Source organism: Paenibacillus sp. cl123 (genome assembly GCF_900101595.1).
Lineage (GTDB): Bacteria > Bacillota > Bacilli > Paenibacillales > NBRC-103111 > Paenibacillus_G.
Genome location: NZ_FMYY01000005.1, coordinates 34,504 through 60,224, shown reverse-complemented (window position 1 = coordinate 60,224; position 25,721 = coordinate 34,504). Strand labels below are relative to the sequence as shown.

At 56.1% G+C, this 25,721-nt stretch carries 22 protein-coding genes; 6 read left to right on the top strand and 16 right to left on the bottom strand.

The window, feature by feature from the left end; genetic code table 11:
• Positions 1-173 precede the first annotated feature (173 nt).
• The gene (locus BLR08_RS11175; protein ID WP_072329425.1) at positions 174-926 is read left to right on the top strand and encodes a cupin domain-containing protein; all 753 of its coding nucleotides are present in this window, start codon (positions 174-176) and stop codon (positions 924-926) included.
• Positions 927-986: 60 nt separating this feature from the next.
• Here BLR08_RS11175 and BLR08_RS31095 read toward each other — a convergent pair whose 3' ends face one another.
• The 6 genes from BLR08_RS31095 to BLR08_RS11155 form a co-directional block, all read right to left on the bottom strand.
• Positions 987-1,145, bottom strand: coding sequence for a hypothetical protein (locus BLR08_RS31095; protein WP_176835486.1), 159 nt, complete (start codon positions 1,143-1,145; stop codon positions 987-989).
• A gap of 19 nt (positions 1,146-1,164) precedes the next feature.
• Positions 1,165-1,326 carry a hypothetical protein gene (locus BLR08_RS31090; RefSeq protein ID WP_176835485.1) on the bottom strand — a complete coding sequence of 54 codons (162 nt, stop codon included), beginning with the start codon at positions 1,324-1,326 and terminating at the stop codon, positions 1,165-1,167.
• A gap of 217 nt (positions 1,327-1,543) precedes the next feature.
• Positions 1,544-3,889 carry a helix-turn-helix domain-containing protein gene (locus BLR08_RS11170; protein WP_143014364.1) on the bottom strand — a complete coding sequence of 782 codons (2,346 nt, stop codon included), beginning with the start codon at positions 3,887-3,889 and terminating at the stop codon, positions 1,544-1,546.
• Between the two features lie 74 nt (positions 3,890-3,963).
• On the bottom strand, positions 3,964-5,493 hold the full coding sequence (locus BLR08_RS11165) for an extracellular solute-binding protein (RefSeq protein ID WP_072329483.1): 1,530 nt from the start codon (positions 5,491-5,493) through the stop codon (positions 3,964-3,966).
• Positions 5,494-5,621: 128 nt separating this feature from the next.
• A complete protein-coding gene (locus BLR08_RS11160) occupies positions 5,622-6,500 on the bottom strand; it encodes a carbohydrate ABC transporter permease (RefSeq protein ID WP_072329427.1) in 879 nt (292 codons plus the stop codon).
• Between the two features lie 21 nt (positions 6,501-6,521).
• Entirely contained in the window at positions 6,522-7,508 is a 987-nt protein-coding gene (locus BLR08_RS11155) for an ABC transporter permease (RefSeq protein WP_072329428.1), read from the bottom strand.
• Positions 7,509-7,755: 247 nt separating this feature from the next.
• Here BLR08_RS11155 and BLR08_RS11150 point away from each other — a divergent pair, with 247 nt between their 5' ends.
• Both BLR08_RS11150 and BLR08_RS11145 read left to right on the top strand, forming a co-directional pair.
• Positions 7,756-8,670 (top strand): AraC family transcriptional regulator, encoded by a 915-nt coding sequence (locus BLR08_RS11150; RefSeq protein WP_072329429.1) that lies wholly within the window; start codon positions 7,756-7,758, stop codon positions 8,668-8,670.
• Between the two features lie 117 nt (positions 8,671-8,787).
• Positions 8,788-10,296 carry an alpha-glucosidase/alpha-galactosidase gene (locus tag BLR08_RS11145; protein ID WP_072329430.1) on the top strand — a complete coding sequence of 503 codons (1,509 nt, stop codon included), beginning with the start codon at positions 8,788-8,790 and terminating at the stop codon, positions 10,294-10,296.
• 153 nt (positions 10,297-10,449) lie between these two features.
• Here BLR08_RS11145 and BLR08_RS11140 read toward each other — a convergent pair whose 3' ends face one another.
• The 6 genes from BLR08_RS11140 to pdhA all read right to left on the bottom strand — a co-directional run bounded on the left by BLR08_RS11140 (position 10,450) and on the right by pdhA (position 17,194).
• Positions 10,450-10,992, bottom strand: coding sequence for a hypothetical protein (locus BLR08_RS11140; RefSeq protein ID WP_072329431.1), 543 nt, complete (start codon positions 10,990-10,992; stop codon positions 10,450-10,452).
• Positions 10,993-11,163: 171 nt separating this feature from the next.
• Complete coding sequence (locus tag BLR08_RS11135) at positions 11,164-12,078, bottom strand: Rpn family recombination-promoting nuclease/putative transposase (RefSeq protein ID WP_072329432.1); 915 nt, start codon at positions 12,076-12,078, stop codon at positions 11,164-11,166.
• A gap of 169 nt (positions 12,079-12,247) precedes the next feature.
• Entirely contained in the window at positions 12,248-13,663 is a 1,416-nt protein-coding gene (lpdA, locus tag BLR08_RS11130) for a dihydrolipoyl dehydrogenase (protein ID WP_072329433.1), read from the bottom strand.
• A gap of 6 nt (positions 13,664-13,669) precedes the next feature.
• Positions 13,670-15,085, bottom strand: a complete 1,416-nt coding sequence (locus BLR08_RS11125) for a dihydrolipoamide acetyltransferase family protein (RefSeq protein WP_072329434.1) — start codon at positions 15,083-15,085, stop codon at positions 13,670-13,672.
• A gap of 32 nt (positions 15,086-15,117) precedes the next feature.
• Complete coding sequence (locus tag BLR08_RS11120) at positions 15,118-16,098, bottom strand: alpha-ketoacid dehydrogenase subunit beta (protein ID WP_072329435.1); 981 nt, start codon at positions 16,096-16,098, stop codon at positions 15,118-15,120.
• Between the two features lie 25 nt (positions 16,099-16,123).
• Positions 16,124-17,194: a pyruvate dehydrogenase (acetyl-transferring) E1 component subunit alpha gene (pdhA, locus tag BLR08_RS11115; protein ID WP_072329436.1), complete on the bottom strand. Its 1,071-nt coding sequence runs from the start codon at positions 17,192-17,194 to the stop codon at positions 16,124-16,126.
• A gap of 244 nt (positions 17,195-17,438) precedes the next feature.
• Between pdhA and BLR08_RS11110 the strand changes: the two genes are divergently transcribed.
• Positions 17,439-18,164: an alpha/beta hydrolase gene (locus tag BLR08_RS11110; protein WP_072329437.1), complete on the top strand. Its 726-nt coding sequence runs from the start codon at positions 17,439-17,441 to the stop codon at positions 18,162-18,164.
• Between the two features lie 27 nt (positions 18,165-18,191).
• On the opposite strand, the gene BLR08_RS11105 is transcribed toward BLR08_RS11110, so the two are convergent.
• The 3 genes from BLR08_RS11105 to BLR08_RS11095 form a co-directional block, all read right to left on the bottom strand.
• On the bottom strand, positions 18,192-19,166 hold the full coding sequence (locus BLR08_RS11105; protein WP_072329438.1) for a lipoate--protein ligase family protein: 975 nt from the start codon (positions 19,164-19,166) through the stop codon (positions 18,192-18,194).
• 112 nt (positions 19,167-19,278) lie between these two features.
• Positions 19,279-19,848: a GDYXXLXY domain-containing protein gene (locus BLR08_RS11100; RefSeq protein WP_072329439.1), complete on the bottom strand. Its 570-nt coding sequence runs from the start codon at positions 19,846-19,848 to the stop codon at positions 19,279-19,281.
• A complete protein-coding gene (locus BLR08_RS11095) occupies positions 19,841-21,064 on the bottom strand; it encodes a DUF2157 domain-containing protein (protein ID WP_072329440.1) in 1,224 nt (407 codons plus the stop codon). Before BLR08_RS11095 ends, BLR08_RS11100 begins: the two co-directional genes overlap by 8 nt.
• 219 nt (positions 21,065-21,283) lie before the next feature.
• Here BLR08_RS11095 and BLR08_RS11090 point away from each other — a divergent pair, with 219 nt between their 5' ends.
• Entirely contained in the window at positions 21,284-22,330 is a 1,047-nt protein-coding gene (locus BLR08_RS11090) for a metallophosphoesterase family protein (protein ID WP_072329441.1), read from the top strand.
• Positions 22,331-22,482: 152 nt separating this feature from the next.
• Complete coding sequence (locus BLR08_RS11085; RefSeq protein WP_072329442.1) at positions 22,483-23,775, top strand: ATP-binding protein; 1,293 nt, start codon at positions 22,483-22,485, stop codon at positions 23,773-23,775.
• On the opposite strand, the gene BLR08_RS11080 is transcribed toward BLR08_RS11085, so the two are convergent.
• On the bottom strand, positions 23,772-25,592 hold the full coding sequence (locus tag BLR08_RS11080) for a peptidoglycan D,D-transpeptidase FtsI family protein (RefSeq protein ID WP_072329443.1): 1,821 nt from the start codon (positions 25,590-25,592) through the stop codon (positions 23,772-23,774). The genes BLR08_RS11085 and BLR08_RS11080 overlap by 4 nt on opposite strands.
• Between the last annotated feature and the right edge of the window lie 129 nt (positions 25,593-25,721).

The window sequence follows — 25,721 nt, the reverse complement described above, 5'->3', positions numbered from 1 at the left end:
ACATAATCCCGCTTGCTCCGGAATACAGTAGATTATTTCCTGCATCGCTGACAATGCCTACGGAAGAACATAGGGAATCCCGCCATCGGCACACTGCCGAGTTAGATATATCCGGGCACCCAACCTGAGGTTTTCATGCATAAATACTACGATTAAACGGGAGGAATGATCAGATGGCCGTATCTTACATGGATTTTACTTCGCCTCATACCCAATTCACCTTTGATATGAACAATAACCGGTTTTTCACGAAAAACAGTCATAATTACATCAACGCGCTCGGAATCAGCCAGCTTAATACCCTTGGCAACGTATCTTTGCTGGATATACGTCTAAGCTTGGGCAATGTGGTGGAGCCGCATGTCCATCAGAACGCTTCAGAGCTTGTATACTGTATATCCGGGGCGGCGGTAGTTTCTTTGATCAACCCGTTTACGAAAGAACTGCTCAGCTTCACCATCAAGCCCGGCCAGGTCGCCAATGTGCCGCAGGGCTGGTTCCATTGGGAGGTGGCTACAGAAAATCACACGCACCTGCTGGCCGTATTCGATGCCCCGGTTCCCGAGTTTATCGCGGTATCCGACTTTCTTCGGCTCGCTCCGGCAGGCCTGCTGTCGCATACCTATTGTCTGGATGAAGCGAAGCTCAGAGAGGCGCTCGCTCCCATCAGCGACACGACAGTCATCGGCCCTCCCGCTCATTGCGGCCAGCAAGACCAGCATGCCCAGCATGCCCAACATGCCCAGCAGCAGCAGGGGCATCATCAGCCTTATCCTCAACATCCGAACGCCATGCGCGCACCGGGGCCGGGAGGATACGCTCAGATACCTCCCAGTTATGTCCATTTCGCTCCGCAAGAGCCGATGCCACACGCAAACCCGGTCATCGGAAACGGCTACCTCAACCCCTATCACCCGTATGGCTGATCAGATCCAGCCCGCTTGACCCGAGTTTAGGGCTCATCCGCTCCAACCGCTTGATCCGAGCTACCTGCCGGGCGCGACATCCGTGCGGACGACGCCTACGTCCGAGGCATTGATAGCGAATGCATTGCCTCCCTGCCCGGTGCTGGCTCTGGCGCGCTGACCGACCTTCACCGCATTGCGGGCTTCCTTGTTCGTAAACGATTTCCGTTTCTTCTTCATGCTTTCGTTCACTCCTGTCCTATTTTCGTTTAGCCGACTTGTAGATCTTTACATTGACCGCGTTGCTGGCCAGCACGTTTCCCGAAAACGCCTTCGCTGAAGCGGACTGGAATATCTGGATGATCAAATAATGATTTTTGCCGACACGATGACGGATCGTTTTAATCTTGGAATGGAGCATTCCGGCGACACTCCCCCTCCTTGCGCGATAACTTCGCTTTATCGTATGAGCCAGAACGGCAGATGCCGCGGCCCTAGCTGACAGGCCCCAAATAAATTTAAAGAGGCGCATCCTTAAGCAGAAAACTGCTCCTAGAAACGCCTCTTTCTCATCTGCCGAAAATCGCCTGCCTCAATGAGCCTCTGGCTCACCTGGAAGCCATAAGCCCAATCTGCGCCTACCCCCGCTCCCGCCGCTCCCGGTATTGCCCGGGCGTTACGCCCTCCTGTCGCTTGAACAAGCGGTTGAAATAGGACGGCTGATAGCCGACCTTCTCGGCGATATCATTGATCTTCTCGTCCGTTTCCACCAGAAACCGCTTCGCCTTCTCCATCCGGAAGCTCGTCAAATAATCGACAAAGGTCATCCCCGTTGCCAGCTTGATCGCCTGATTGATTTTCTTGGGGTAAGTGCCGAGCTTGTCGGCACACTGCTCCAGCGAAATATCCCGCGCGTAGCTTTGCTCGAGATACCGGATAATTTGCTCCGCGAGCTGTTTCATATGCAGCTGCTGCGAAGACAAATAGACCTGAATATACGGCTCGATGACTCTGTGAGCGAACCATTTCTTCATCTTGTCGGCATCCTTCAGCTCGCTCAGCTCCACGTAATGGTTCGCTCCCTCGTAGAGCTCGGACGGATCAAATCCCGCCTGCAGGATCGCATGATGCAGGTTGCCCAGCAGCTGCGTCATCCCTTGCTGTACGTGAAGCTGCCGCGCCGACTGCCGCTCCAGACGAAGCATGAACGGCTCCAGCAGCGCCGTCGTTTCCTCCGCCAGTCCCATCTTGAATGCCTGAACAATGGCCTTCTCCTCATCGAACGGATACTCAAACCGGCTGTCTCCGTGGGCGATCCATTCTTCCATGTCGAGAATTTGCTGGCTTTCATTCATATTCCGGTAACGCAGCGCATGCAGCGCCTCTTCCATCGCCTCGGCTATGCGGTCGGCGCGGTCGGCGCTCTTCCCGAGGCTGACAGTAACCTGGAGCCGGAGCGTCTGCGTCAAGGCGTCCATCGCCTCCCGAATCGTCGCCAGCACGACAGAGCGCAGCTGCTCACGCTGCCCCGGAGCTGCGGCAACCAGACCAACATGCAAGTCCTGGAAATGAATCACATGCGCCTGGTCGAAGCGCCTGCGCGCCACCTCGTTAATCACATTGGCCGCAGCAAATGTAACGAGCGGCTCATCGCCTTCGGAGAACCTCTCCGAAAGCTCCGGGAAGCCGCTCAGATAGAAGACGGAGACGCTGAAGCAGCGCTCGTGCGTCTCCCAGCCGAGCAGGCTCATGCGCTGGCGCAGCTCGGATTCCGTCAGCGAATACAGATGGCCTTGAACGAGCTGCAGAAAGAAACCTTCCCGCTGCAGGGGCAGGCTCTCCTCCAGCCGCGTCTGCAGCAGCCTGCTTTCCCTCGTTACGGATGTCCACTGCTTCTCCAGCCAATCGAATTCATCCTTGCCGCCGTCGCCGTCCTCCAGCTCGACGTTCCGGAAGGTAGCGTTCAGGCGCTCAAGCAGCCGGTGCAGCGGCCTGTACAAGTGTCGGGAGGCCAGCCAGGAAATAATGAGCGACAAGCCCAGCACGGTCAGGCCGATAGCCGCAATAATGCGGGACAAGGTTACGACCGGAGCGGTCAAGCCGGACAAGGGCGTTGCCGTGATATAGGTCCAGGTTTCTCCGAGTCGCGAGAAGCGGGAATACGACACGCTGTAGCTTTCCTGCTTCCAATCGGTCAGATACGTCCCGCTCGAGCCCTCCTTATTCATCACAGCCTGCTGCAAGGAAGCCTCCAGCCCTTCACGTCCCCCGTGTCCTTCGTTTCCTCCATGCCCTTCGCGTTCTCCAAGCCCTCCAACGCCTCCCCGTCCCTCATGACCGTAGGAGATCGGCTGGCCTTGTCCGTTCAGCAGCAGCACCGGCGAATCCCCGCTCCACTGAGCTGTGCCGACAAGCTGGTTCAAACGCTCTTCATCGATCGTCAGGAAAATCGCCCCGAGCCTCTGCTGGGAGCCTGCCGGGGATTGGGTGACCAGCAGATGCCGCGCATGGGAAAATAGTTGCGGCGTCCGCTCGTCGCCAGTGACCCAGTAGATATCCCTCTCCTGGCCGAGCAGCTCCTCCACGCGCCGCCTTTCATCCTCGGACAAGCGCTTGGCGCCCTGGAGGTCGGACACCAGCATGCCGGATTTCTTGATGTACAGATAAATCGCGTCGACCATCGGATTGCTGCCCTTCATTGAGGCAAGCGTCTTATAGAGGTTATGAATCTGCTCGAAAGAAACCTCGGGATCGGCCGCCCTTAGCGTGCCGTCCAACACCGGATTAATCGTCCACTGGGAGGAAACCAGCTCTAGATCGGTCAAATCGCGGTCGATCCCTTGCACGGCCCGCTGCAGCTGATTGACATGGATGCTGTTGATCTCCCGCTCGATCTGGCTTGTTCCGAACACATATACGAACATGCCCGTCAGCAGGGAAGGGATGCATGTGAGCAGCAGAATGATGTAAAAGCTTTTGCGCAAAAACGGTTTCCTGGCCCTCGCCCCCACTCCCTGTCCCTCCCGAACCGGTTTCGATCAGGCTGCGGGCAGCCGTCTTACCGATTTTTATAAGCTTCGTTCATTTCCTTGATAATTTGCTTGAAGTCATTATTATTTTTCAAATCGCTCACAAATTTATCCCAATCCGTTAACGGCACCTTGCCCAGCATCACTTTGACCTTCATGTCCTGAATGCTTTTGTCTATATCCTTGCCTACCTTGATATATGTCGCCGATTCCAGTCCGTACGCTTCATCCGCTTTGCTGATTTCCGCACGCTGGTCGATGATCTTTTTGTTCCGCTCGTAGAGGTCAGCCGGGATGCCCGTCAGGAATGCGCGCTGATATTTCTCATATTTCCCGTACATTTGCCCCAAAATGTTTTGTCCGACCATATCGGTCTTGGCCTGCTCCGTCGCAATCTTCATATCGCCCTGCTCGGTATAGTGAACGCCCTTGATACCGTACAGCGCCAGGTCGGAGCCTTCATCCGAGTAGCCGAAGTCCATAAATTCCAGCAGCTTCTTCATCTTGGCCTCCGGCACCGTCTTGGGGATGACGAACATGCCGAATACGCCGGATTGCTTATCCACAAACTTGCCGTAAGGACCGGTTAAGGACACGACAGGCAGCATATCGCCTTGCGGAGTATGCTTGCGGATCGCTTCCGTGAACAGCCACTGCGGATTCATCGCCGATCCCAACATGCCTGCCTTCCCTGCCATCAGTTCGTCGCGTGCTTGCGTACTTTTCATAATCGAGAAGTCCGGGGTAATGAGCTTCTCGCTGTACAGCCGATTCATCCAGATCAGAGCCTCTCTCATGCCCGGGTCAAATACAGTAGGCGCAAGCTGCCCGTCTATCAGCTTCCACTTGCCCGTGTTGCCTGTAAATACTTGCTCCACCCAGTTCAAGCTGCCCATATGATCGACTTCCAGATGCCCGGTGATGCCGAACGTATCGTTTTTGCCGTTGCCGTCCGGGTCAAGCTGGGTGAATGCCTTGGCTACCTGATACATGTCCTCCATCGTCACCGGCACGTCCAGCTTGAGCTTGTCGAGCCAGTCCTTGCGCAGCATCGGCATGCTGCCTCCGCCCTCCATCGGCCGGATTCTCGGCAGACCGTAGCTTTTGCCCCCGCTGCTCGCATCCTTCCAGATTTGCTCCGGCAGCGCGCTCATATTCGGATAACTCTTGATGAACGGCGTCAAATCCCAGAAGGCCCCCTGCTTCATCATCGTCACGAATTGGGGATCGAATATATTGGTGATCAGCATCAGATCGGGAATATCCCCGGAGGCCAAAGTAACCTTCGTTTTGTCATTCAGCGTATTGCTCGGCACCCATTGGATCTGCAGCTTCGTATTCGTCCGCTTCTCGATTTCCTGTAGAACGGGGTTATTCGAAGGCAGCACCTCGGGCGTCTGCTGATTCAGAAAAATTTTGATCGGTGTCGGCGCAGCCGGAGCAGACGAGCCCGCCTCGCCGTTTACAGCCCCTCCCTCTTCCTTCGCACAGCCCGCCAGCAAGCCAACGCTTGTCACCGCAACCGCCAATGATAACCCCATCCATCTGCTTTTGTTCATCTTTCCTGTCATCCCCTTCATCTCTTTGATTATAACGCTTTCAATCGTATGGTCAAAGAAACCGCGCTCATTTCCTGAAGCGGCAGCGCGGATTTCATCATCCCCGTCAAGAACGGCAGCCGCTTGGGTCAACCCTTGATGGAACCAAGCATGACCCCTTTGGAGAAATGCTTCTGCAAAAACGGATACACGAGCACAATCGGCACCGTGGCGATGACGACAGCCGCCATCTTTAACGTTTCGGTGGGAATTGTCTGCTCCGCCGCCAGCTCGCGGGCCACATCTCCGGATGCGGTCGTCGAGGAATCGATCAGCATGATTTGCAGCAGAACCTGGAGCGGACGTTTATCCGTATCATTGATGTACAGCACGGCCGAGAAGAAGGTGTTCCAGTAAGCCACCGCATAGAACAGTCCGAATGCCGCGAGCGCCGCCAAAGACAACGGCAATATAATCCGGAAAAACACGCCGATATCGCTGGCTCCGTCCATCTTGGCGGACTCCTCCAGTTCATCGGGGATGCTGTCGAAGAAACCTTTCATCAAAATCACATAAAACCCGTTGGACAATACCGGAACGATAAGCGCCCAAAGGCTGTTGATCAGCCCCAGCTCCCGGACCAGCAAGTAGTTGGGAATAATCCCCGGACTGAACAAGGTCGTCAGCAAAATGAGAATCAGCAGGACCCGCCTCCCCCGCAGCCGCTTTCTCGACAAGGCATAAGCGCCTGAAGCCGTTATGATCAGACTTAGAGCCGTACCGACCGTCGCCAGGTAGAAGCTGACGCCCGTAGCTTTCGCAAAATCGCTGTTCGAGAGCAGATAGCTGTAGGAGGTCAGGCTCCAATGCTCGGGGAACAGCACGAAGCCTTTGCGGATATACTCATCCGGGTGGGTGAAGGAGACGACGAACACATAGTACAGCGGGAACAGACAGACCAATGTAATCAAGGTCAATAGAACATAATTGCATGCGTCAAATAAACGGTCTTTATGGGCCTGGCTCATAGCTATCGCCTCGCTTGATTTTTAATAAATGCCTTCCTGACCGAACTTCTTGGCCAACCGGTTAGCGCCGATAACCAGAACAAGTCCTACAACCGACTTGAAGAAGCCGACGGCCGTGCTGTAGCTGAATTGTCCTTGCTGAATCCCCGACCGGTAAACATAAGTATCGAATACATCCGCCACATCGGATACAGCTCCGTTCATCATCAGAAATACCTGCTCGAAGCCGACATCCATCATATGCCCGATTCTCAGGATCAGCAGGATCATGATGACGTTGCGGATGCCCGGCAAGGTGACATGCCACATTTGGCGGAACCGGCCGGCTCCGTCGATTTTGGCCGCTTCATACAAGCCGGGGTCGATGCCCGCGATCGCCGCGAGGAAGATGATCGTCCCCCAGCCCGCATCCTTCCAGATGGACTGCAACGTCAGATTGATCCAGAACAGCCGGGAATCGCTCAGGAAATCGATCTTTTCATAGCCCATCCACGCAATCAGCTCGTTGACGATGCCTTTGGACTGCGACAGCATCAGAAAAGTGATTCCAGCGATAATGACCCACGACAGAAAATGCGGCAGGTAGACGATGGACTGCAAAATCCGCTTGTAGGCTTGATGCCGCATTTCATTCAAAAGAATGGACAGCAGGATCGGCAGCGGAAAGAAAAATACAAGCCCGAACAAATTGATCGCAAATGTATTGCGCAGCAGCTTCCAAAAATCCGGATGAGCGAAAAAGCGCTGAAAATGCTCCAGGCCGACCCAAGGACTACCGGCAATCCCCGTATAGGGGGAATACTCCTGAAACGAGATGACGAGCCCCCACATCGGCACATATTTGAAAATAAGAAAATAGAGCACCATCGGGAGCGCAAGCAGGTACAGGTACCGGTCTCTGCTTATATCCCGCATCCAGCCTCTCCGCTTCAATTGCTTCCCTTCCCGGTAACCCGGTCGGCTGGAGATCGCAGACATTCCGTCTGCTTGTGACTTGACCGCGTTCATCTTTCCACCTGCCTTGTTGAATTCAGTTTCTGCTCCCCATCCTAAGCCCCGTTTCCGTTTCCGGCAATTGCATATCCAAGGAAACGGCCGTTTCCTGCGATTGTACAATCGGGACAGAGCGGGATAATGAGGCCCCGGCTCCGGGCCTTTACCGGGCTTGCGGAGTCATTCGCCGCTTGTGCTCCTGCCGGATATTCGGCATGATAGGGGCAGGAGCGGATATTTACACAATACAGGGGGATGCAGCATGGCGGAGCAAAGCTTATTTCAAGCCGGCTTGCTTGAGGGCGATTATCACCCTCGCGTACGAGCTTATTATTTCAAGCAATGGATCTCGTTCCAGATGGCCTTTCATCAGCATGCCGACACCGAAATTATGTATATCATCTCGGGACATTGCCGGGTCGATCTGCAGCAGGGAAAGCACATAGAGCGCGTCCTGCTCAAAAAAGGAGAGTTCATCCTGTTGAACGCCGACATTCCCCACCGGCTGATCGTGGAGGACGGCTTGCCCTGCCGGATGCTGAACATCGAGTTCCGCTTCGAGCCTTGCCGGCCGGACGATCCGTTTCCTTCGGTACGACTGCTGTCGGCCCAAGATGAACCTCTTGGGCGGCTGCTCGCCGCCGGGCTCGCCCATATCGTGCTGCGCGATCCGGACGAGGTATATCATCTGTTGAAAAGCCTGGTGCTGGAGCTAGATGGAAAAGACAAAAACAGCCGGCTCCTCATCCGGCTGCAGATGATGCAGCTGCTGATACGGATCGCGCGGCTGCAGCGCAGCGCGGAGGACAGCCGGCAGCCGCATGCCGACTATTACATCAGACAATGCGTCGAATTCATGCATCATAATTATGACCGCGACATCCGCGTGAAGGATATCGCGGCGGCCGTCAGCCTGCATCCGGGCTATCTGCACCGGATTTTCCGGACGCAGACGGGCAGGTCGCTGACCGGCTATTTGACGGACTTGCGGATCGAGAAGGCGAAGATGCTGCTGCATACCGATATTCCCATTCTGGACGTAGCCGACTATGTCGGCGTAGGAAGCCGGCAATATTTTCATTCCTTGTTCAAGAAGCAGACGGGACTTACGCCAACGGAATTTCGCAGATCGATTCGCGCCGAGGCGCGGGTTCCGGAACGAAGTGACGATTTCTGACAAGGACGCTTGCGGCAAGTCACGATCTTGGTAACCTTTCACGCTCCCATCCTGATACAATCGGCTTGAGTAAGAGACAGCAGCACTTATATCCATACCTAAACGGAGGTTATCGGGATGTCATTCAAGGTCGCTTTTATCGGGGCGGGAAGCATCGGTTTTACAAGGGGAATTTTGCGGGATCTGCTCACTGTGCCGGAATTTCACGAGATTGAGGTTGCATTTACAGACATCCATGAGCATAACCTGGAGATGGTGACCGAGCTGTGCCGCCGCGATATCGCAGAGAACGGGTTGAACGTCACGATCCAGGCCACGACGGACCGCCGGGAGGCGCTGCGCGGGGCCAAATATATTTTCTGCACCATTCGCGTAGGAGGCTTGGAAGCGTTCGCCCATGATGTGGACATACCGCTGAAATACGGCGTAGATCAATGCGTAGGGGATACGCTTTGCGCCGGGGGCATCATGTACAGTCAGCGGGGCATCGCGGTCATGCTCGATATTTGCCGCGATATCCGCGAAGTCGCAGCGGCGGACGCGCTGCTGCTGAATTATGCCAATCCGATGGCTATGCTGACCTGGGCCTGCAATAAATACGGCGGCGTGCGCACCGTCGGCCTGTGCCATGGCGTCCAGCACGGACACCGGCAAATTGCCGAAGTGTTCGGCCTGCAGCAGGAGGAAGTGGATATTATTTGCGCGGGCATCAATCACCAGACCTGGTATATCCAGATCCGGCATAAAGGCCGGGATCTGACCGGCGAGCTGCTGGCGGCGTTCGAGCGTCATGAAGATTTTGCCCGCACCGAGAAGGTGCGCATCGATATGCTGCGCCGCTTCGGCTACTACAGCACCGAGTCAAACGGACATCTGAGCGAATACGTGCCTTGGTACCGGAAGCGCCCGGAGGAGATGCTGGACTGGATCGATCTAGGATCATGGATCAACGGGGAAACTGGCGGTTACTTGCGGGTTTGTACGGAAGGGCGGAGCTGGTTCGAGACCGATTTCCCGAACTGGATGAAGGAGCCGGCCATGACGTTTACCCCGGAGAAGCGCGGGCACGAGCACGGCTCGTATATCATCGAGGCGCTGGAGACAGGCCGATTGTACCGCGGCCACTTCAACGTGGTGAACAACGGCATTATCGCCAACCTGCCGGCAGATGCCGTGATCGAAGCTCCCGGTTATGTGGACTTCAACGGCATCTCCATGCCGACGGTAGGTGACCTGCCGCTCGGACCGGCCGCGGTCTGCAGCGTCAGCATCTCCGTGCAGCGGCTGGCGGTCGAAGCCGCCGTTCGGGGGGACGATGCCCTGCTGCGCCAAGCGTTCATGATGGACCCGCTCGTCGGCGCCGTCTGCAATCCGAAGGAAATCTGGCAGATGGTCGACGAGATGCTCGTGGCCGGCGAACCTTGGCTTCCCCAGTACGCGGATGCGATTGCCGCCGCCAAAGCCAGACTCGCCGCAGAGCCCCGGCTGCCTACCCGGGATAGCTACCGGGGAGCCGCCCGCCTGCAGGTGAAGTCGGTGGAGGACATGCGGAACAACCGCGCCGCGGCCAGCGAAAACGCCGGACAATCCGACAAAGGCAAAAACCGGGCGGCAGCCGGGAAATAGGGGAATCGGCGCACAGCATGAGGATGAGGCGGAACGCTGATGGAAGGGGAACGCGGGCGATAAGGCTGTATGCTAGCCGTAAACATATATCCGGTGAAACTCGGAGCTAATTGAAGCCGCCGCCATGCTGTTGGAAGCTGAATCCAGCTTCCGTTACAGCTCCGCCCAACCTTTGACGGGAGCGGCTTTTTTGTTGAGCCAGACGGGAAGCCCGAGACCGATATAAGCCAAGCCCCACAAGACAGCTCCGTATGCCTCCGTTCCCGGAATAAGCGTCACGAACGGCCAGACCAGCAGCAGCACGGCCGCCCAACGAGGCAGAATCCCGCCTCTCCAGGTCACCGCCGCAAATATAACCAGGCCCGCAAGCATCAATAGGCTGTTTATGGGAAGAACCAATGAACCGTCCGGTGGCACAGCGCCCAGCATCGTCGACCAGACCAGGCATGCGGTTATCATATTGGACAGCGTTAAAGCCAAAGAAGATATCAGTCCCAGCACACCCGTCTGCTGAACCTGAGCCAGAAACAGCCCCAGCGAACCGATAGCCATCAGCCAGCATGCGATTAATCCCGCCCAAAGCTCCTGTGTGCTGTCCGTTCCCCATATCAGGGCCGCCGGCGTCATCGCCATACGGACTAAGCCGCCTGCAACAGCTGTAAAGCCTAAGCCAACCACGACTTGCTCCATTCTCATTTTGTCCACTTCCTTCGCTTCATCTCTGCTATCCGCTCTCCATTATCCGGGAGGCAGGAGACGCCGAACAGGGCCTTGCGCATGATTTCGCAGGCCCTGCTGTCACGAATATGATGACGGACTCAGACAAACATCGTGATTGACAGCAAGTGTCGTTTGGCAGGTGCCGACTTATTTCTTTTCCTTCTCCAGCTTCTCAAGCTCTTTCTCCGTCAGCCCGGTCAGCTTCAGGATGACATCCCGGCCTATGCCTTCCTCCAGCATCTTGCAGGCAAGCTCCGCTTTAGCCTCTGCTTTACCTTCTGCTCTTCCTTCTACTATTCCTTCTGCTCTTCCTTCTGCTATTCCCTGCTCCAATCCTTCTTGTCTGCTCTCCGACATTCGACTGTTATACTCGATCAACGCCTCCTCACGAGCCTCATACAACCTGAGCGTCTCCTCGTCGCTGCTGAGCCACGCCAGTCTTTCCTCTGTTTTTTGAATGTCCGCATCCATGTTTATCAGCTCCTTCAGTTGAGTTTCGGGCACCTTCTCGTCAAGAAACAGCAGCCAGCGGTGCAGCGGGTCATTCAGATCTTTAGCTGTCACCGCAAACTTCGGATATTCTATAAAATGCAGCTCCATCGCATCCGTCAGCAAGTACTTGGGTTCCTCCTGATCTTCGTAAAATCGAAACGAACTGTGGAATCGCTTAAATTCAAATAGTTTGAAATCCATAATATTGATCGCTACCGTCCGCTTGAGATTCTCATATTTCCCCCCTGCTTTAATGGAACCAGCATACAGCTTGCTGGCGTAAAACAACGTGCGCCGCACCATATTCCGCTGATTGCTTAACTGAATCTCGATATCGATCAGCACACCGTCAGCCGTCTCGGCTCTCACGTCAAGTCTGCCTGACTTATCATCGATGAATTGCTTGTCCAACTGCTTATTTTCCATGACCGTCAGATCGGCAATACGTTCATTGCCTGTCAAACCCAGAATAGCATTCAACAAAGAGATCAAACTGCTCTTCGTTTCGGGTTCTCCGAACAAACGTTGGAAAATAAAGTCATTTTTCGGCTTCAACCTTCTGCTCGCCATCTGATCGCTCCCTGTTTTTCCTTTTATTATAGCATAAATGACAATTATTTAGGGAGCTTCCTCCGGCTTGCGAATTGCGGCCTTCGCCAAAAACGGGTAGCGGGCCTCGTCGGCCAGGCAAGCCAAAGAACCCCGCCTTCCGGCAGGGTTCTACAGGCTACGACTTAGATTATTTGCCTAGCTGGTGAATCGGATGGCCAAGCGCGCCTTCGGCCGCGTCCATCGTAATCTCGCCCAGTGTCGGATGCGCATGAATTGTCAAAGCGATGTCCTCAAGCGTAGCACCCATCTCGATGCCGAGCGTCAGCTCGGAGATCAGGTTGGAGGCTTCCGCACCGACGACGAAGCCGCCGACCAGCAAGCCAGTGTCTTTGTCGCCAACCAGCTTCACGAAGCCTTCGGTTGCGTTCATCGACTGCGCGCGTCCGTTGGCGGCGTAAGGGAATTTGCCGACAACGACATTGATGCCCTTCGCCTTCGCTTCCGCTTCGCTCAAGCCCACCCCTGCGATCTCCGGATCGGAGAAGACCACAGCCGGAATCACTTTGTAGTCGACGACGCTTGGCAGTCCTGCGATGGACTCGGCCGCAACCTTCGCTTCATACGAAGCTTTGTGCGCCAATGCAAGTCCCGGGACGATATCGCCGATCGCATAGATATGCGGCACATTCGTCTGGCATTGCTCATTTACCTTGATCAGGCCGCGCTCGCCGACTTCGACACCCGCCAGCTCCAGCGACAGCTCGCCATCGGTATTCGGACGGCGTCCGACAGTAACCAGCACATAATCCGCGGTTACCTTCTTCTCCTCGCCCTTGACCGTGTACGTAACCGTAACATCGTCGGCTGTTTTCTCGCAAGATTGCGCCATCGCTTCGGTCACAATCTCGACGTTCAGCTTCTTCAGGTTCCGTTCAACCAGCTTCGTCAGTTCCTTCTCGAAGCCCGGCAGGATGAAGTCGGAGCCTTCCAGAACAGTTACCTTCGCGCCCAGCTTGGCATAGGTTTGCCCCAGCTCGATGCCGATGTAGCCGCCGCCGATGACGATCAGGCTCTTCGGCACTTCCTGCAGCGACAGCGCCTCAGTCGAAGACAGGATGCGTCCGCCGTAAGGGAAAGCCTTCAGCTCGATCGGGCGGGAGCCTGTCGCGATGATGCAGTGATTGAATTTGTAGCGGGCCGTTTCGTTATCGTTGAACACACGCGCTTCATGCTCGTTGATAAACAGCGCTTCGCCATTGAAATACTGAATTTTGTTCCCCTTCAGCAGCATGTTGACGCCGCCGGTTTGCTTCTTGACGATGGCATCCTTCCAAGCCTGCACCTTGCTGAAATCCAGCTTGACGTTCTCAGCGGTAATGCCGAGCGCTTCCGAATGGCTGACCACTTCATAATGATGCGCCGCGGAAATGAGCGCCTTGGACGGAATGCAGCCGCGGTTCAAGCACACGCCGCCGACTTCGTCCTTGTCCACGACCAGCACGCTCTTGCCCAATTGCGCAGCGCGGATTGCCGCTACGTAACCGCCGGGACCTGCGCCAATGACCAATACGTCAATCTCTACAGATGCGTCACCTACTACCATAGCGGATTACACCTCCATGACAAGCAGCTCTGGATCGGAGAGCAGTTGTTTGATATAGTTCATAAAGTTTTGCGCCGTAGCGCCGTCAATGATGCGGTGGTCGAAGCTGAGCGACAATGCCATCACCGGAGCGATGACGATCTCGCCGTTTTTGACAACCGGCTTCTCCGAAATACGGCCTGTACCGAGGATCGCCACTTCAGGGAAGTTGATGATCGGCGTAAAGAACATGCCGCCTGCGGAACCGATATTCGTAATGGTCAGCGTAGAGCCTCTCAGCTCGGCAGGACCAAGCTTGCCCTCGCGGCCGCGCGTAGCGAGATCCTTGATCGCCGAGGCGATCGTCCAGATGTTCTTGCGGTCGGCATCCTGGATAACCGGTACGATCAGACCGTTGTCGGTATCAGTTGCGATGCCGATATGGTAGTACTTCTTGTAGACGATCTCCTGCTTTTCTTCGTCGATCATCGCGTTCAGGGCCGGGAATTGGCGAGCCGCCGCAACCAATGCCTTCACGATGAACGGAAGATACGTCAGCTTGACGCCTTTTTTCTCGGCGACCGGCTTGGCCTTCTCGCGCAGCGCCACAAGACGCGTCACATCGACTTCGTCCATCAGCGTCACATGAGGAGCTGTGTAGGCGCTCTTGACCATTGCGTTGGCAATCGCCTTGCGGATGCCCTTGAGCGGCACGCGCTCTTCTTCGCGGTCGCCGCTTACGGCGCCGGCTGCCGGAGCGGAAGAAGCCTTAGGCGCCTCTGCTGCCGAAGCTGCCTGGTCGGCCGCTGCCGGAGCAACTGCAGCGCCGCCGCCTGCCGCGAAGCCAAGCACGTCTTCCTTCGTAACGCGGCCGTTCTTGCCTGTAGCCGTCACTTGGGCGATATTCACGCCCTTGTCGCGCGCCAGCTTGCGGACGCTTGGCGTTGCAAGCACGCTGCCCGCGGAGGAAGCCGGAGCTGCACCGCCTGCCGCCGAAGCGCCGCCTGCAAGCGGAGTATCCAGCTTGGAAGCCGCCACATTGGCCGCCACCGAGCTGCCCACCGGCTCAACGCCGCTGACCGGTACGTCCGCGCCGCCCTTGGCCGCGTCCTTCTCGACTGCGCCAGCCGCAGGCGTAGCTGCTTGAGCCGGGCTTGCAGCCGGCGCATCGCCATGGCCGCCCGCCTGCTGCGGAACTTCGCCGACTACATCGATAACAGCGATGACGTCGCCTATCGTACATACCGTACCTTCGGTTACCTTCAGTTCCACGATTTTGCCTTCAACCGGAGAAGGCACTTCTACGGTCGATTTATCGTTTTGCACGTCCATCAGGATCGTTTCATCATTTACAGTGTCGCCCGGCTTCACATGCCACTTGACGATTTCGCCTTCATGGATGCCTTCGCCCAGCTCCGGAAACCGGTATTCAAAAGTTGCCATCGAACAGTCACCATCCTTGTCGCTTCGTCAAATTAAAAATCAAGCACTTTGTTAAGGCCGGCTACAATCTTCGCCGGGTTCGGCAGCCATTGGTCCTCGACTTGGGCAAACGGATATACCGTATCCGGAGGAGCTACGCGAAGCACAGGCGCTTCAAGATGCAAAATAGCTTTTTCGTTAATCTGAGCGATGACTTCAGCCGCGATGCCCGATGTTTTTTGCGCTTCCTGTACGACGATCGCACGGTTCGTTTTCTTGATGGATTCGACGATCGTATCGATATCAAGAGGCATCAGCGTACGCAGGTCGATGACCTCGACTTTAGCGCCGCGCGTCTTCTCGATTTCTTCCGCCGCCTTCAGCGACGTATGAACCATAGCGCCGTAAGTAATGATGGTAACGTCAGAGCCCTCGCGGACCACGTTTGCCTTGCCGATCGGCACGGTGTACTCGCCTTCCGGCACTTCGGCGCGGAAAGAACGGTACAAGTTCAGATGCTCCATGAAAAATACCGGGTCGTTATCGCGGATGGCCGAGATAAGCAGGCCTTTCGCATCGTAAGGATTCGAAGGCACGACCACCTTGATCCCCGGAGTTTGCACCATCAAGCCCTCCAGCGGATCGGTATGCAGCTCAGCCGCCTTAACCCCGCCGCCAAATGGCGTACGGATCGTAATCGGAGCCTGATAGCGGCCGCCGGAGCGGTAACGCATACGTGCTGCCTGCACAGCGATCTGGTCGAACGCCTCGAAAATGAAGCCGACGAACTGGATTTCCATAATCGGACGGAAGCCTTGAGTGGCCATACCGACCGCCATACCGCCGATGGCGGATTCGGCCAGCGGCGTATCGAATACGCGCTCTTCGCCGAACTCTGCCTGAAGACCTTCCGTCGCCCGGAATACGCCACCTACCTTACCAACGTCTTCCCCGAAAATGACGACGTTCGGGTCGCGCTGCAGCTCGACGCGCATCGCGTCTTTTATCGCTTGAATCATTGTCATTTGAGCCATGGCTGAATGTTCCTCTCCTTTACGCTTACGCTAAGTAATCCGCTTTTTGCTCTTCCAGATGCTGAGGCGTCGTCTCGAACATGCTGTCGATCAGACCCGGCACCGTCATCTTCTCCGTCGTCTCCGCCTTCTTGATCTGCTCAGCCACGGTGTTCTTCGCATCCTCGACCACAGCCGCTTCTTCTTCTTCGGTCCAGAGACCTTTTCCGACCAGGTAAGTGCGGAAGCGGTTCAGCGGGTCCTTTTGCTCCCATTCAGCCGTTTCTTCCTTCGTGCGGTACTTGGAAGGGTCGTCGCCGGACATGGAGTGCGGCAGGTAGCGATAAGTGATCGCTTCGATCAGCGTAGCGCCTTCGCCGTTGCGTCCGCGCTCGGCTGCATCCTGTACCGCCTTGACGACAGCCAGCACGTCCATACCGTCAACCTGTACGCCTACAATCCCTGCCGAAACCGCTTTGTGAGCGACAGACAAGGCAGCCGTCTGCTTCTCGAAAGGCGTCGTGATCGCATAGCCGTTGTTTTGCACCATGAAAATCGAGCCCAGCTTGAACGCGCCCGCAAAGTTCAGCGCTTCGTAGAAATCGCCCTCGGAGGAGCCGCCGTCGCCGGTGTACGTGATGGATACGCGCTTTTCGCCGCGCTTCTTAAACGCCATCGCTACGCCCATCGCGTGCAGATATTGCGCGCCGATAATAATTTGCGGCATAAGCACGTGAACGTCCTCAGGGATTTGACCGCCATGCTGGTGGCCGCGCGAATACAGGAACGCCTGGTACATAGGTAAACCGTGCCATACGATTTGCGGCATGTCACGGTAGCCCGGGCAAATAAAATCATCTTTATTCAAAGCAAACTCGCTGCCGATCATGGTTGCTTCCTGTCCGGAGACCGGCGCATAGAAGCCAAGACGTCCTTGGCGGGTCAGGTTAACGGCACGCTGATCCCAGGTGCGCGTGAAAACCATGCGGCGCATCAGCTCACGCAATTGATCATCAGTCAGATTAGGCATTTCTTCCGGATTGACGATCTGTCCGTCTGTCGAAAGAACGCTTAACGGCTTCACTTCTTGCACGCCAACAATATGCGGCTTACTCATCTCAAAAGTCACCTCTTACGGTTAGTTGGGTTAATGTCGATAAAGCTTTGCGGAATGATGCAATGAACAAAAACACAATTTCTGTTATAGTAGTATTATAAACCTGTTTTCGTGAATAACACAAGAACTATCTAGAAGAATACGTTCTTCCTTGCGCATACCAACTATAACAGTTTCAAAAAATAAGTATTACAGTTTCTCCATATTTACAAAACTATTATAATACAACAGAGGTGATCCCCTTATGAACCAGGATATTTATTACAAAAGGACGATTGTCAAAGAGCTTGTCCCGTCGGCCATGCTCGGCGAGCAACGGTCGGTAAGAATTTATTTGCCGCCAGGCTACAACGAGCTGCTATCTTATCCTGTCATCTACTGTCAGGACGGAGAAGATTTCTTCAATTTCGGACGCATCGCCACGACCATGAACCGATTGATCTATGATGAGAATACGGAGCCGGCAATTATCGTCGGCGTCGATGTAGACAAAAGCATCCGGACCAGCGAATATTCGCCGGACGGCGAACGATTCGCCGCATACTGCCGTTTTTTCGCGGAAGAGCTGCTGCCGTTTATAGAACATCATTACCCCGTGAGGCCGGATTCGAACGAGCGAATTGTATCCGGGGACTCGCTCGGCGGCACCGTGTCGCTGCATCTTGCCTTAGATTATCCTAGCCTATTTAGCCGGGTTATATCCTTGTCCGGAGCTTTTTTGCTCTCCACCCAAGAGCGGATTCAGTTGGAAACGGATTTGTCGTGGCTGGACATCTCGATGGTCATCGGACTGGAGGAGAAGGAGGTCGATACCGGCCGCGGCCGGTTCGACTTTCTGGAGGCCAACCGGATAAGCAAACAGCTCCTCATCGAGAGGAGCTGTCCGGTTGTATATGAAGAGAAGCCGGGCAAGCATGTATGGGGCTTCTGGCAGCAGGAGCTACCGGCGATGATGAAGCGCTTTTTATAACTCCCTTAAATCCCTTGATCCTCATCGTCATCGGTCGGGAGCCGCTATGCCGTAGCGCTCCCTCATCCGCTGGGCCATCGCCCGCACCTCGGGCGGTTCGGGCAGCCATAGCTTTTCCGTTGCGCGGGCGATTCCGTCCGGCGACTGGCGTTCCCGGATCACTCGCTTGACGGCGTCGATAAACAGCTGGGCGGGGCCCAAGCCTGCCTCCGCCGGCGAATCCCCGGCTTGCCCGCTGAGCGAGCCGTTCAGCTCCCCAACCTGCCGTTCACTCTCCGCACGGCCAAGGCTGTCCAGCCCGCTGCGGCCCAGAGCAGGGCCCAGCAGCTCGGTCAAACTGGCCATACTGCTTGCGCTGACCCGCGGGTAGACGGCATCCGTGCCGCCCCCGGCCGCATGATCGTAGAAGGAACGCGCGACCGCCGCCTTCTCCGCTCCGCTGCCCTCCACGACGACAAACGCCTGCACGACATAAGCGTGCTGCTGACGCCGCTGCGCAATCCCGCAAAATTTACGCCCGCCGATACTAAGGTCGAAGTCGCCGGGGCAATAAGCCCCGGCAATCTCGCCTTTGTTTACGGGCATTCCCGCTTCCTTGAGGGCCAGAGCGATCAGCCCGTACATTTTCTCAAAATCATCATGAAAGTCGATCCCTCCCGCAGGCTTGCGCCCTATCAGGGACACATTGACCACGCCAAGGTCAAGCGGCACAGCCGCGCCTCCCGAATTGCGCACCGCTACCCGGTAGCCATCCTGTTTCAGACGGCTACTCGCGGCCGCCGCCTCCGGGAGCCTGCTGTCCCTAAGGCCCATGACGAAGGCTCGCGGATGTCTCCAGATATGAACCATCGGGGGGCCTCCCTCGCCCGCATGCCGGCACAGCAGCTCCTCCAGCGCAAACGGATATAAAATATCCGGCTCGCTAAGATCCCCGCTGCGATCCAGCAGCAGCAAATTATGCAGCCCTTCCTCCAAGGCCAGCGAAGCAGCTTGGTCTATCATCCTTCGTTCCCCTCTCACGTTCAAGCTCGGCCCGGCAGCAGCGAGCGAAGCGTCATCTTTCCGTTTATCTTAATCGAAAAGGAGCTGCCGCAGCAACTCCTCCTATTTCACACTATTCACGTTCCACCAAGCCTTCGATCTTCGCCTGACCCCAAGGCGCTACCTTCAGCCGCACAATCAGCCGGTCCGCCTTGTCCTCCAGCGCCTTCCCCGTATTTTCCGGCACATAATATTTCTCGATGCCATAATTGACGCGCATCTGCCAGTTCTGAACAGCCCAATCAGAGGAGGCGCGCCCCTTGATCAAAACTGCATTCTCCGGAGTTACGGCCGGCTTCCGGTCATATGCCCCCGCCAGCGCGTAGGTCCCATCCGCTGTAGGCGCAACCGCTACATATACCGTCTGCCCCCGCTTGACGCCATCCGGAGATCCCTTCCAGAGGCCCGGCGAAACCTCGCTGATCTCATAGCTCAGATTGACATAGTCTCCGTACAAAAGATCCCTCGGATCGACCGGTACGGTCTTGACTCGCACATCCTGGCCGTACCAGCTGACCGCGTAATAGGAAAGCGCCACGCCGACAAGCGCCAGCACCTGCAGCAGTACGAGCACCGCGGCCAGTTTTCCCCGGCGGCTTCGCGGCCGTACGGGCGTCTCTGCGATTGCTTCGTTCTTATCCATGGCGATTCGCCTCCTCCGCAAGCTTCAAGATGCGCTTGTTTCTGCGGTTCAGGAACCAGCTCAGCCCGATCAGCAAGATACCGCCAAGTATAAAGAACAAGGATTTGTCCATGAAATCCCAGGTCAGCTTGACGTAAGCAACGAGAGTGCTGCAGATGAACAGCAGCGTTCCGAAGTTGATCTTAAACCGCCAGCCCTCGGCATAACCTCTCCACAGCACATACAGCGAAAATAGAAACAGCGCCAGCAGGTACAATACGGCATATCCGGAGCTCATATAGAGGAACGGGACCAGCAGAATCCACTCCAATCCGCTTGGGAGCGTTCCGCGGACATACTTGCCGGCCATTGACAGCAGAAACACGGCCGCAAGCGCTCCGAGATAGCCGGGGGCGTCCGGGAGCACATCAGCTCTTACGCTAATCCACTCACCGCTTGCCAGCACCATAACGACTGCGAATAGATAGGCTGCGGCGAGCGGAACGGACTGCATCGCGTAGCTCTCACGACGCTCTTTCAGCCAATCTCCCAAGGCATACAAGAGCATCGTCGGAATAAACATCCACATGAACGGCAGCTCCTCCGACAGCGTCCAGATCAGGAGATGAAGCGTCACGCTGAAGCTGAAGCACCAGATGAGCAGCGGACTGCGGCTTCTCCAGCCGTAATACCCGAGCCCGGCGACCATAAGCGCCATTGCCGTATAGCTGAGCGTATCGAAAGAGGCCAGGCTGTAAAACTGCGCCGCGTTAAACAAAATCAAGGCAATGATGTACAGATAACGGCTGCGGTACAAATAAGTGACCAACGTCCCGGCCAAGGCCCAAAGGATGAAGGAGCCCGCATGATGCGCGACGAGGTGGAACATCTGGCCGATCAAGATGATCCCCGCTCCGAAGCTGATGACGCCCAGGCTGACAAGCGCAATACCGAGCCGGTTGTCGCCGCGGCGGACGAATAGTTCTCCTCCGGCGTAGAAGCCGCACATTACGACAATAATCAGAGCAAGTCTGGCCAGCTGAGGGATGTCCTGCCAGTTGGCCGCCACGAAGCTGAGAATGCCGACTGCAAGCAGAATGCTGCCCAGCAGCGGCAGGACGCCGACGCCTTGAGTCTGATGCGCATACAGCTTGATGATCCGGTCAGCCTGCTCGCGGGAGATGATTCCTTTCTCGACCCACGCAGGCGCTTCCCGTTCGACCCATCTTCTACCCATGCTTGATCCCCCCTGTCCTAGTCTGCTGAACTTGGCTTGCAGATCCTTATACCTACAGTATAGACATTATGATGGAGATGAGAAGTACTAACTTCAATTAGTACCTGCTGCCGATTCGTGTATTCTTTTTTTATGCGCGCTCCTTTATAATAAAGCTATAGTGCGCCGTACCCCATACTGAGCCTACAATTGCCAAGCTTCCCGGAGGGATGTACCTACATGATAACCAGACGTATATTTGTTAAACAGCTGCTGGCGCTGATTGCTCTCGCGTCAGGCGGCGCGGCCTTATCTGACCGTTTCCTCGGCTCGGAGCAAGCCGCCCCCGTCGAGCCCCCGGCAGCTCTGCCGGCTGTTCAGCCCGAACCTGCAGCCAAGGAGCCTGCTGTTTCCGACAAGCCCCTGCTCTCCTTCTTCCTGCTCAGCGACCTGCATATCTCCGTAGCGGACACCTCCATCGGCGATAAGCTTCGTCTGGCTTTGAAAGACATCACCCAGTTCGATTCTCCTGTCGATAATCTCATCTTCGGAGGCGATGTAACCGACTTCGGACGGGACATCGAATACAAGCAGCTCAAAGGCATATTGGACGATTACAAGCTCCCTCCCATTTATGCCAATATGGGCAATCATGATTATTACGATATTTGGCTGACCGACCGGGGAGCCTTCTCCACGGAGACGATGCCCAACGGCAAGACGGATGCGATGTGCCGGAACCGCTTCATGAAGTTTTTCGGCTACAAGGATAAGCCCTATACGGATGTATGGCTTCAGGATGTTCATCTGATCCTGCTGTCGCAGGAAGCTTACGTGCAGGAGAAGCCTGACGTGGGCGAGGGGGCCTGGTATTCCGACGAGCAGCTTGCCTGGTTCGAAGAAACGTTGAAGCCCCATGCCGACGGGAAGCCGGCGTTTATTTTCATCCATCAGCCGCTGCCCGCTCCCGGCACGGACGGAGGGACGCATAGGCTGATCCGCGCCAAGCGGTTTCGGGAAATTTTGCAGCCCTACCGCAATGCGTTTGTTTTCTCGGGACATACCCACCGCAACTTTCTGAGCGAAAACCATTATAACCAGGAGAATACCTTCCACTGGTTCAACAACGCTTCTGTCGGCAAAACCCGCGCAAGCGCCAATGGCGCCAATGCCGTCCAAGGCATGTATGTGCAAATCTACCCGCATCAGGTCATCGTAAAGGGCCGGGAATTCACGGACCGCACCTGGATTCCGGGTTCGGAATGGATCGTGCCTATCAAGGCCTAGCAGCAGCGCCGGTTTACAGCTACCCGGAATCTGTTCGGCAGCGGACAGATTTTTTGGGCTGTCCCTGTAGGATAATCGGAAAACTTGTCGAATAAATAAACGCGGTTGACAGCCTGCATGTGAGTCGGATAACCAAAGGTGATGAACGAACTGTGAGCTTTATTACCCAACTTTTACTGAATATGCTGCTGATCGCGGCGCCGATTTTGCTGTATCAGCTACTATGGGGCGATCGGCTGGCCCAGGATGCGCGCGCGAGGTCCAAGCTGCTTGCGGCAGGTCTTAGCATACTGTCGGCCATACTGTGTATGACTTATCCCCTCCAGTTCTTCGGCAGCATGCCATATGATCTGCGCATGATTGCCTTGGCGGCATGCGTGCTGTATGCCGGACTTCTTCCTTCGCTCGCCGCCGCCGCCGCGATCGGGATGTACCAGATCATGCTAGGCGGCGTAGAAGAGGCTATCCTGTTCCTGCTCGCTGCTCTGCCGGTCATCGGCTGCCTGCTTCTGATCCGAAGAAAAGTTATGACCGCAGACCGGATTCTGCGTCCGCTCGCCGCTGCCGCCGTCGGACTTACCGTGTCCGTTATTACGGCAGCCGCTGCGGCCGTATATGCAATCTGGAGCAGCCCTAGCTCTGTATTTGATGCGAGATTGGCTGTCGGCATCCTCTTTTATATGCTGACCCATACGGCGGCTGCCGTGCTGGCCGCCTGCATCATCACACGCATCAAGCTTAACAGGAGCTTGCGGAAGCATCCCCAGCCTAATGAGAGGATGAATGTGCTGAGCGAGCTCGCCGCTTCATTCGCCCATGAGGTGCGCAATCCGATGACCGTCGCGCGCGGCTTTGTGCAGATGCTTAGGCAGGGAGATGTGGCGGAGAACAAACGTCAGGTATATGTCCAGATGGTGCAAGAGGAGATCGATAGAGCCCAGACGGTCATCAATGATTATTTATCCTTTGCCAAACCTCAGCTGGATGCGATCGAGCTGCTCGATGCCAAGCTGCTGGTGCTTCGGGCCGTCGATTCGCTGAGAACGTTCGCTTCTCTCCGTCATGTGGACATTAAAACCGAGCTTCAGGACAAGCTGATGATCAGCGCCAACGCGGAGAAATTTATCCAATGCATCACCCATCTGTGCCAAAACGGCATCGAATCGATGCCCGGAGGAGGGACGCTGCGGATCATCGGTTCGCTGCACAGCTCCATGGTCAGCATCGATATCATCGATCATGGCATCGGAATGACGCCCGAGGAAGTCGGACGACTGGGCACACCGTATTATTCGCTTCGCGGGAAAGGGAATGGCCTCGGCATGATGGTCACTTATCGCGCCATCCATAATATTCATGGACGCATCGATGTCACAAGCGAGCATGGCAAAGGCACTTGCTTCACCCTGCTGCTGCCGACGCTTCAGCCTTCCAGTTATCATTAACGCTCTTGATCCGCCAGCACGTCCATTACTTCCCTGAACAGCTCTATGGACCGATTCGGTCCCCCTTCCGGTACGTGGCGAATCAGCACGGCGGCCGCGTACCTTGGAGCGTCCGCCGGTCCGTAGCCGATAAACCAATGGTTTTCGCCGGCCTGGCCTCCATCCAGCACAATCTGGGCCGTACCTGACTTCCCGGCTAACGGCCATTTGGCCGCTTGCAGAGCTCGCCCTGTTCCATGGTCGACTACTCCGTCCATCCACTCCAGCAGCGTCTCGGCTGTCTTCGCGTGAAGCCTGACTTTACCGCCGGACATAAGCTCAGCTTCATGCGGAGCAAATTGCTCATACAGCCTTCCATTCGCAAAGCGAACTTCCTTCACAATACGGGGAGCCTGTACGCGCCCACCATGATAAAGTGTGACGACCAGATTGGCGGCTTGCAGAGGCGTCATCTGCACATCCCGTTGACCGATGGCCGTCTGCACCAGCGCCCCCGGATCGGAGCGGTCCGTGGAGGCCGCATAGGTCTGGCCTCTCTGTTCCCCGTCCCATTGCAGGAAATGGCCGGAGACGGAGGCAGCTCCCGACCAGCCCACCGTGCCGGATGCTCCCAGTCTTTCAGCATACTGCGCTAGCAGCTCTCCCCCGAGCCGCTGCGCCACTTGCGCGAAGACGATATTGCAGGACTGGGCAAATCCTTCCTCAAGCGTCAGCTCGCCATGCCCTCCATGCTTCCAGCAGCGAAAGCCGAATTGTCCAAGCTCCCCTCTGCAATGAAAGGTCTCGCCTGGCTTCACGACTCCTTCCTCCAAGGCCGCTATGGCCGTAACCGTTTTAAATATCGAACCCGGCGCTTCTGCCTGAAGCGCGAGATTACTCCAGTTCGTCCGGGAAGGATCGACATGATCGGGGGTAAAAAAAGGCTTGCTGGCCATCGCCACCACGTCGGCCGTCTCGATATCCAAGACGACCACCGTCCCCTCACGGACGGCGGAACGCTCCAGCTTCTGCTCAATCCGCTCCTGAATGCCCCGGTCCAGCGTCGTAACTACACGCAGGGGATAATAGGGATTGCGCGGGCTGATCTCGCGAATGTCCAGTCCGGGCAGCGGCCGCTTGCCGGCATCGGTGAACAGGGACACGGTCGTAGGGCCGATGCCCCGCAGCCAAGGCTCAAAGGACTTCTCCAATCCGGCGTTGCCGATCCGGCTTGTCAGCTGCAGCTCACCTTTGTGGAACAAGTCGGTGAACTGCCGGATAATCCTCTCCGGATTTTGCCCGATATAGCCGATCAGCCGGGAGGCCGGCTGATGCGTCTCATACCGCTGCTTGTAGGTGGTTACCCGGAAGTCTTCAAGTCCTAACGCAGCCAGCTTCTCTGCCTGCTCAGTGCTGAGCGCCAGCGGCTTGGCGTCCTGACCCGGCCACATCCGCGGAGATGAGGATGACTGCTGAAAGCTTTTTAAAGCGGACTTCGTCACTTGCAGGATACGAGCCGCCTCTGCGATCAATCTTTCCCGGGCCTCCTCTCTCTGCGGCTCCGTCTGTATGGGGAATACCGTGAGTACCCGAACCGGAGCGCCTGTCAACGGTTTGCCGTGTCTGTCTACGAAATCTCCCCGTCCGCTATCCAGCACAATGCCTTGCTCACGCTGAACGACGGAATTTTCCACCAGATCGATATGCCGCCACGTCCAGCGTCCCGAGGCTGCAATCTGAATCCAGAACAGCCTGATATTCCACACGATGAGCACGCCCACGGTTACGATCAGAATGACAAATATCCGATTTTTCTTCAACCCGCTTGTCTCTCTCATAGCTGTCCCCGACCCCATCCTCGTCTATTTCGCTGGTAGTCAGTATGCGCATAACCGGCTTCTTCCAAACTCCTCCTGCCTGATGACGCCGCCGAACGTCCGGCCTCTGGAAGTCCGGTGAACACGCCC

What these genes read in the sequence shown, in the direction of transcription:
- BLR08_RS11080 (WP_072329443.1), bottom strand. Translation starts at nt 25,592, where the DNA reads ATGAGAGAGACAAGCGGGTTGAAGAAAAATCGGATATTTGTCATTCTG.
- lpdA (WP_072329433.1), bottom strand. Translation starts at nt 13,663, where the DNA reads ATGGTAGTAGGTGACGCATCTGTAGAGATTGACGTATTGGTCATTGGC.
- BLR08_RS11090 (WP_072329441.1), top strand. Translation starts at nt 21,284, where the DNA reads ATGATAACCAGACGTATATTTGTTAAACAGCTGCTGGCGCTGATTGCT.
- BLR08_RS11140 (WP_072329431.1), bottom strand. Translation starts at nt 10,992, where the DNA reads ATGAGAATGGAGCAAGTCGTGGTTGGCTTAGGCTTTACAGCTGTTGCA.
- BLR08_RS11165 (WP_072329483.1), bottom strand. Translation starts at nt 5,493, where the DNA reads ATGAACAAAAGCAGATGGATGGGGTTATCATTGGCGGTTGCGGTGACA.
- BLR08_RS11150 (WP_072329429.1), top strand. Translation starts at nt 7,756, where the DNA reads ATGGCGGAGCAAAGCTTATTTCAAGCCGGCTTGCTTGAGGGCGATTAT.
- BLR08_RS11110 (WP_072329437.1), top strand. Translation starts at nt 17,439, where the DNA reads ATGAACCAGGATATTTATTACAAAAGGACGATTGTCAAAGAGCTTGTC.
- BLR08_RS11120 (WP_072329435.1), bottom strand. Translation starts at nt 16,098, where the DNA reads ATGGCTCAAATGACAATGATTCAAGCGATAAAAGACGCGATGCGCGTC.
- BLR08_RS11105 (WP_072329438.1), bottom strand. Translation starts at nt 19,166, where the DNA reads ATGATAGACCAAGCTGCTTCGCTGGCCTTGGAGGAAGGGCTGCATAAT.
- BLR08_RS31090 (WP_176835485.1), bottom strand. Translation starts at nt 1,326, where the DNA reads ATGCTCCATTCCAAGATTAAAACGATCCGTCATCGTGTCGGCAAAAAT.
- BLR08_RS11095 (WP_072329440.1), bottom strand. Translation starts at nt 21,064, where the DNA reads ATGGGTAGAAGATGGGTCGAACGGGAAGCGCCTGCGTGGGTCGAGAAA.
- BLR08_RS11175 (WP_072329425.1), top strand. Translation starts at nt 174, where the DNA reads ATGGCCGTATCTTACATGGATTTTACTTCGCCTCATACCCAATTCACC.
- BLR08_RS31095 (WP_176835486.1), bottom strand. Translation starts at nt 1,145, where the DNA reads ATGAAGAAGAAACGGAAATCGTTTACGAACAAGGAAGCCCGCAATGCG.
- BLR08_RS11100 (WP_072329439.1), bottom strand. Translation starts at nt 19,848, where the DNA reads ATGGATAAGAACGAAGCAATCGCAGAGACGCCCGTACGGCCGCGAAGC.
- pdhA (WP_072329436.1), bottom strand. Translation starts at nt 17,194, where the DNA reads ATGAGTAAGCCGCATATTGTTGGCGTGCAAGAAGTGAAGCCGTTAAGC.
- BLR08_RS11145 (WP_072329430.1), top strand. Translation starts at nt 8,788, where the DNA reads ATGTCATTCAAGGTCGCTTTTATCGGGGCGGGAAGCATCGGTTTTACA.
- BLR08_RS11155 (WP_072329428.1), bottom strand. Translation starts at nt 7,508, where the DNA reads ATGAACGCGGTCAAGTCACAAGCAGACGGAATGTCTGCGATCTCCAGC.
- BLR08_RS11125 (WP_072329434.1), bottom strand. Translation starts at nt 15,085, where the DNA reads ATGGCAACTTTTGAATACCGGTTTCCGGAGCTGGGCGAAGGCATCCAT.
- BLR08_RS11135 (WP_072329432.1), bottom strand. Translation starts at nt 12,078, where the DNA reads ATGGCGAGCAGAAGGTTGAAGCCGAAAAATGACTTTATTTTCCAACGT.
- BLR08_RS11160 (WP_072329427.1), bottom strand. Translation starts at nt 6,500, where the DNA reads ATGAGCCAGGCCCATAAAGACCGTTTATTTGACGCATGCAATTATGTT.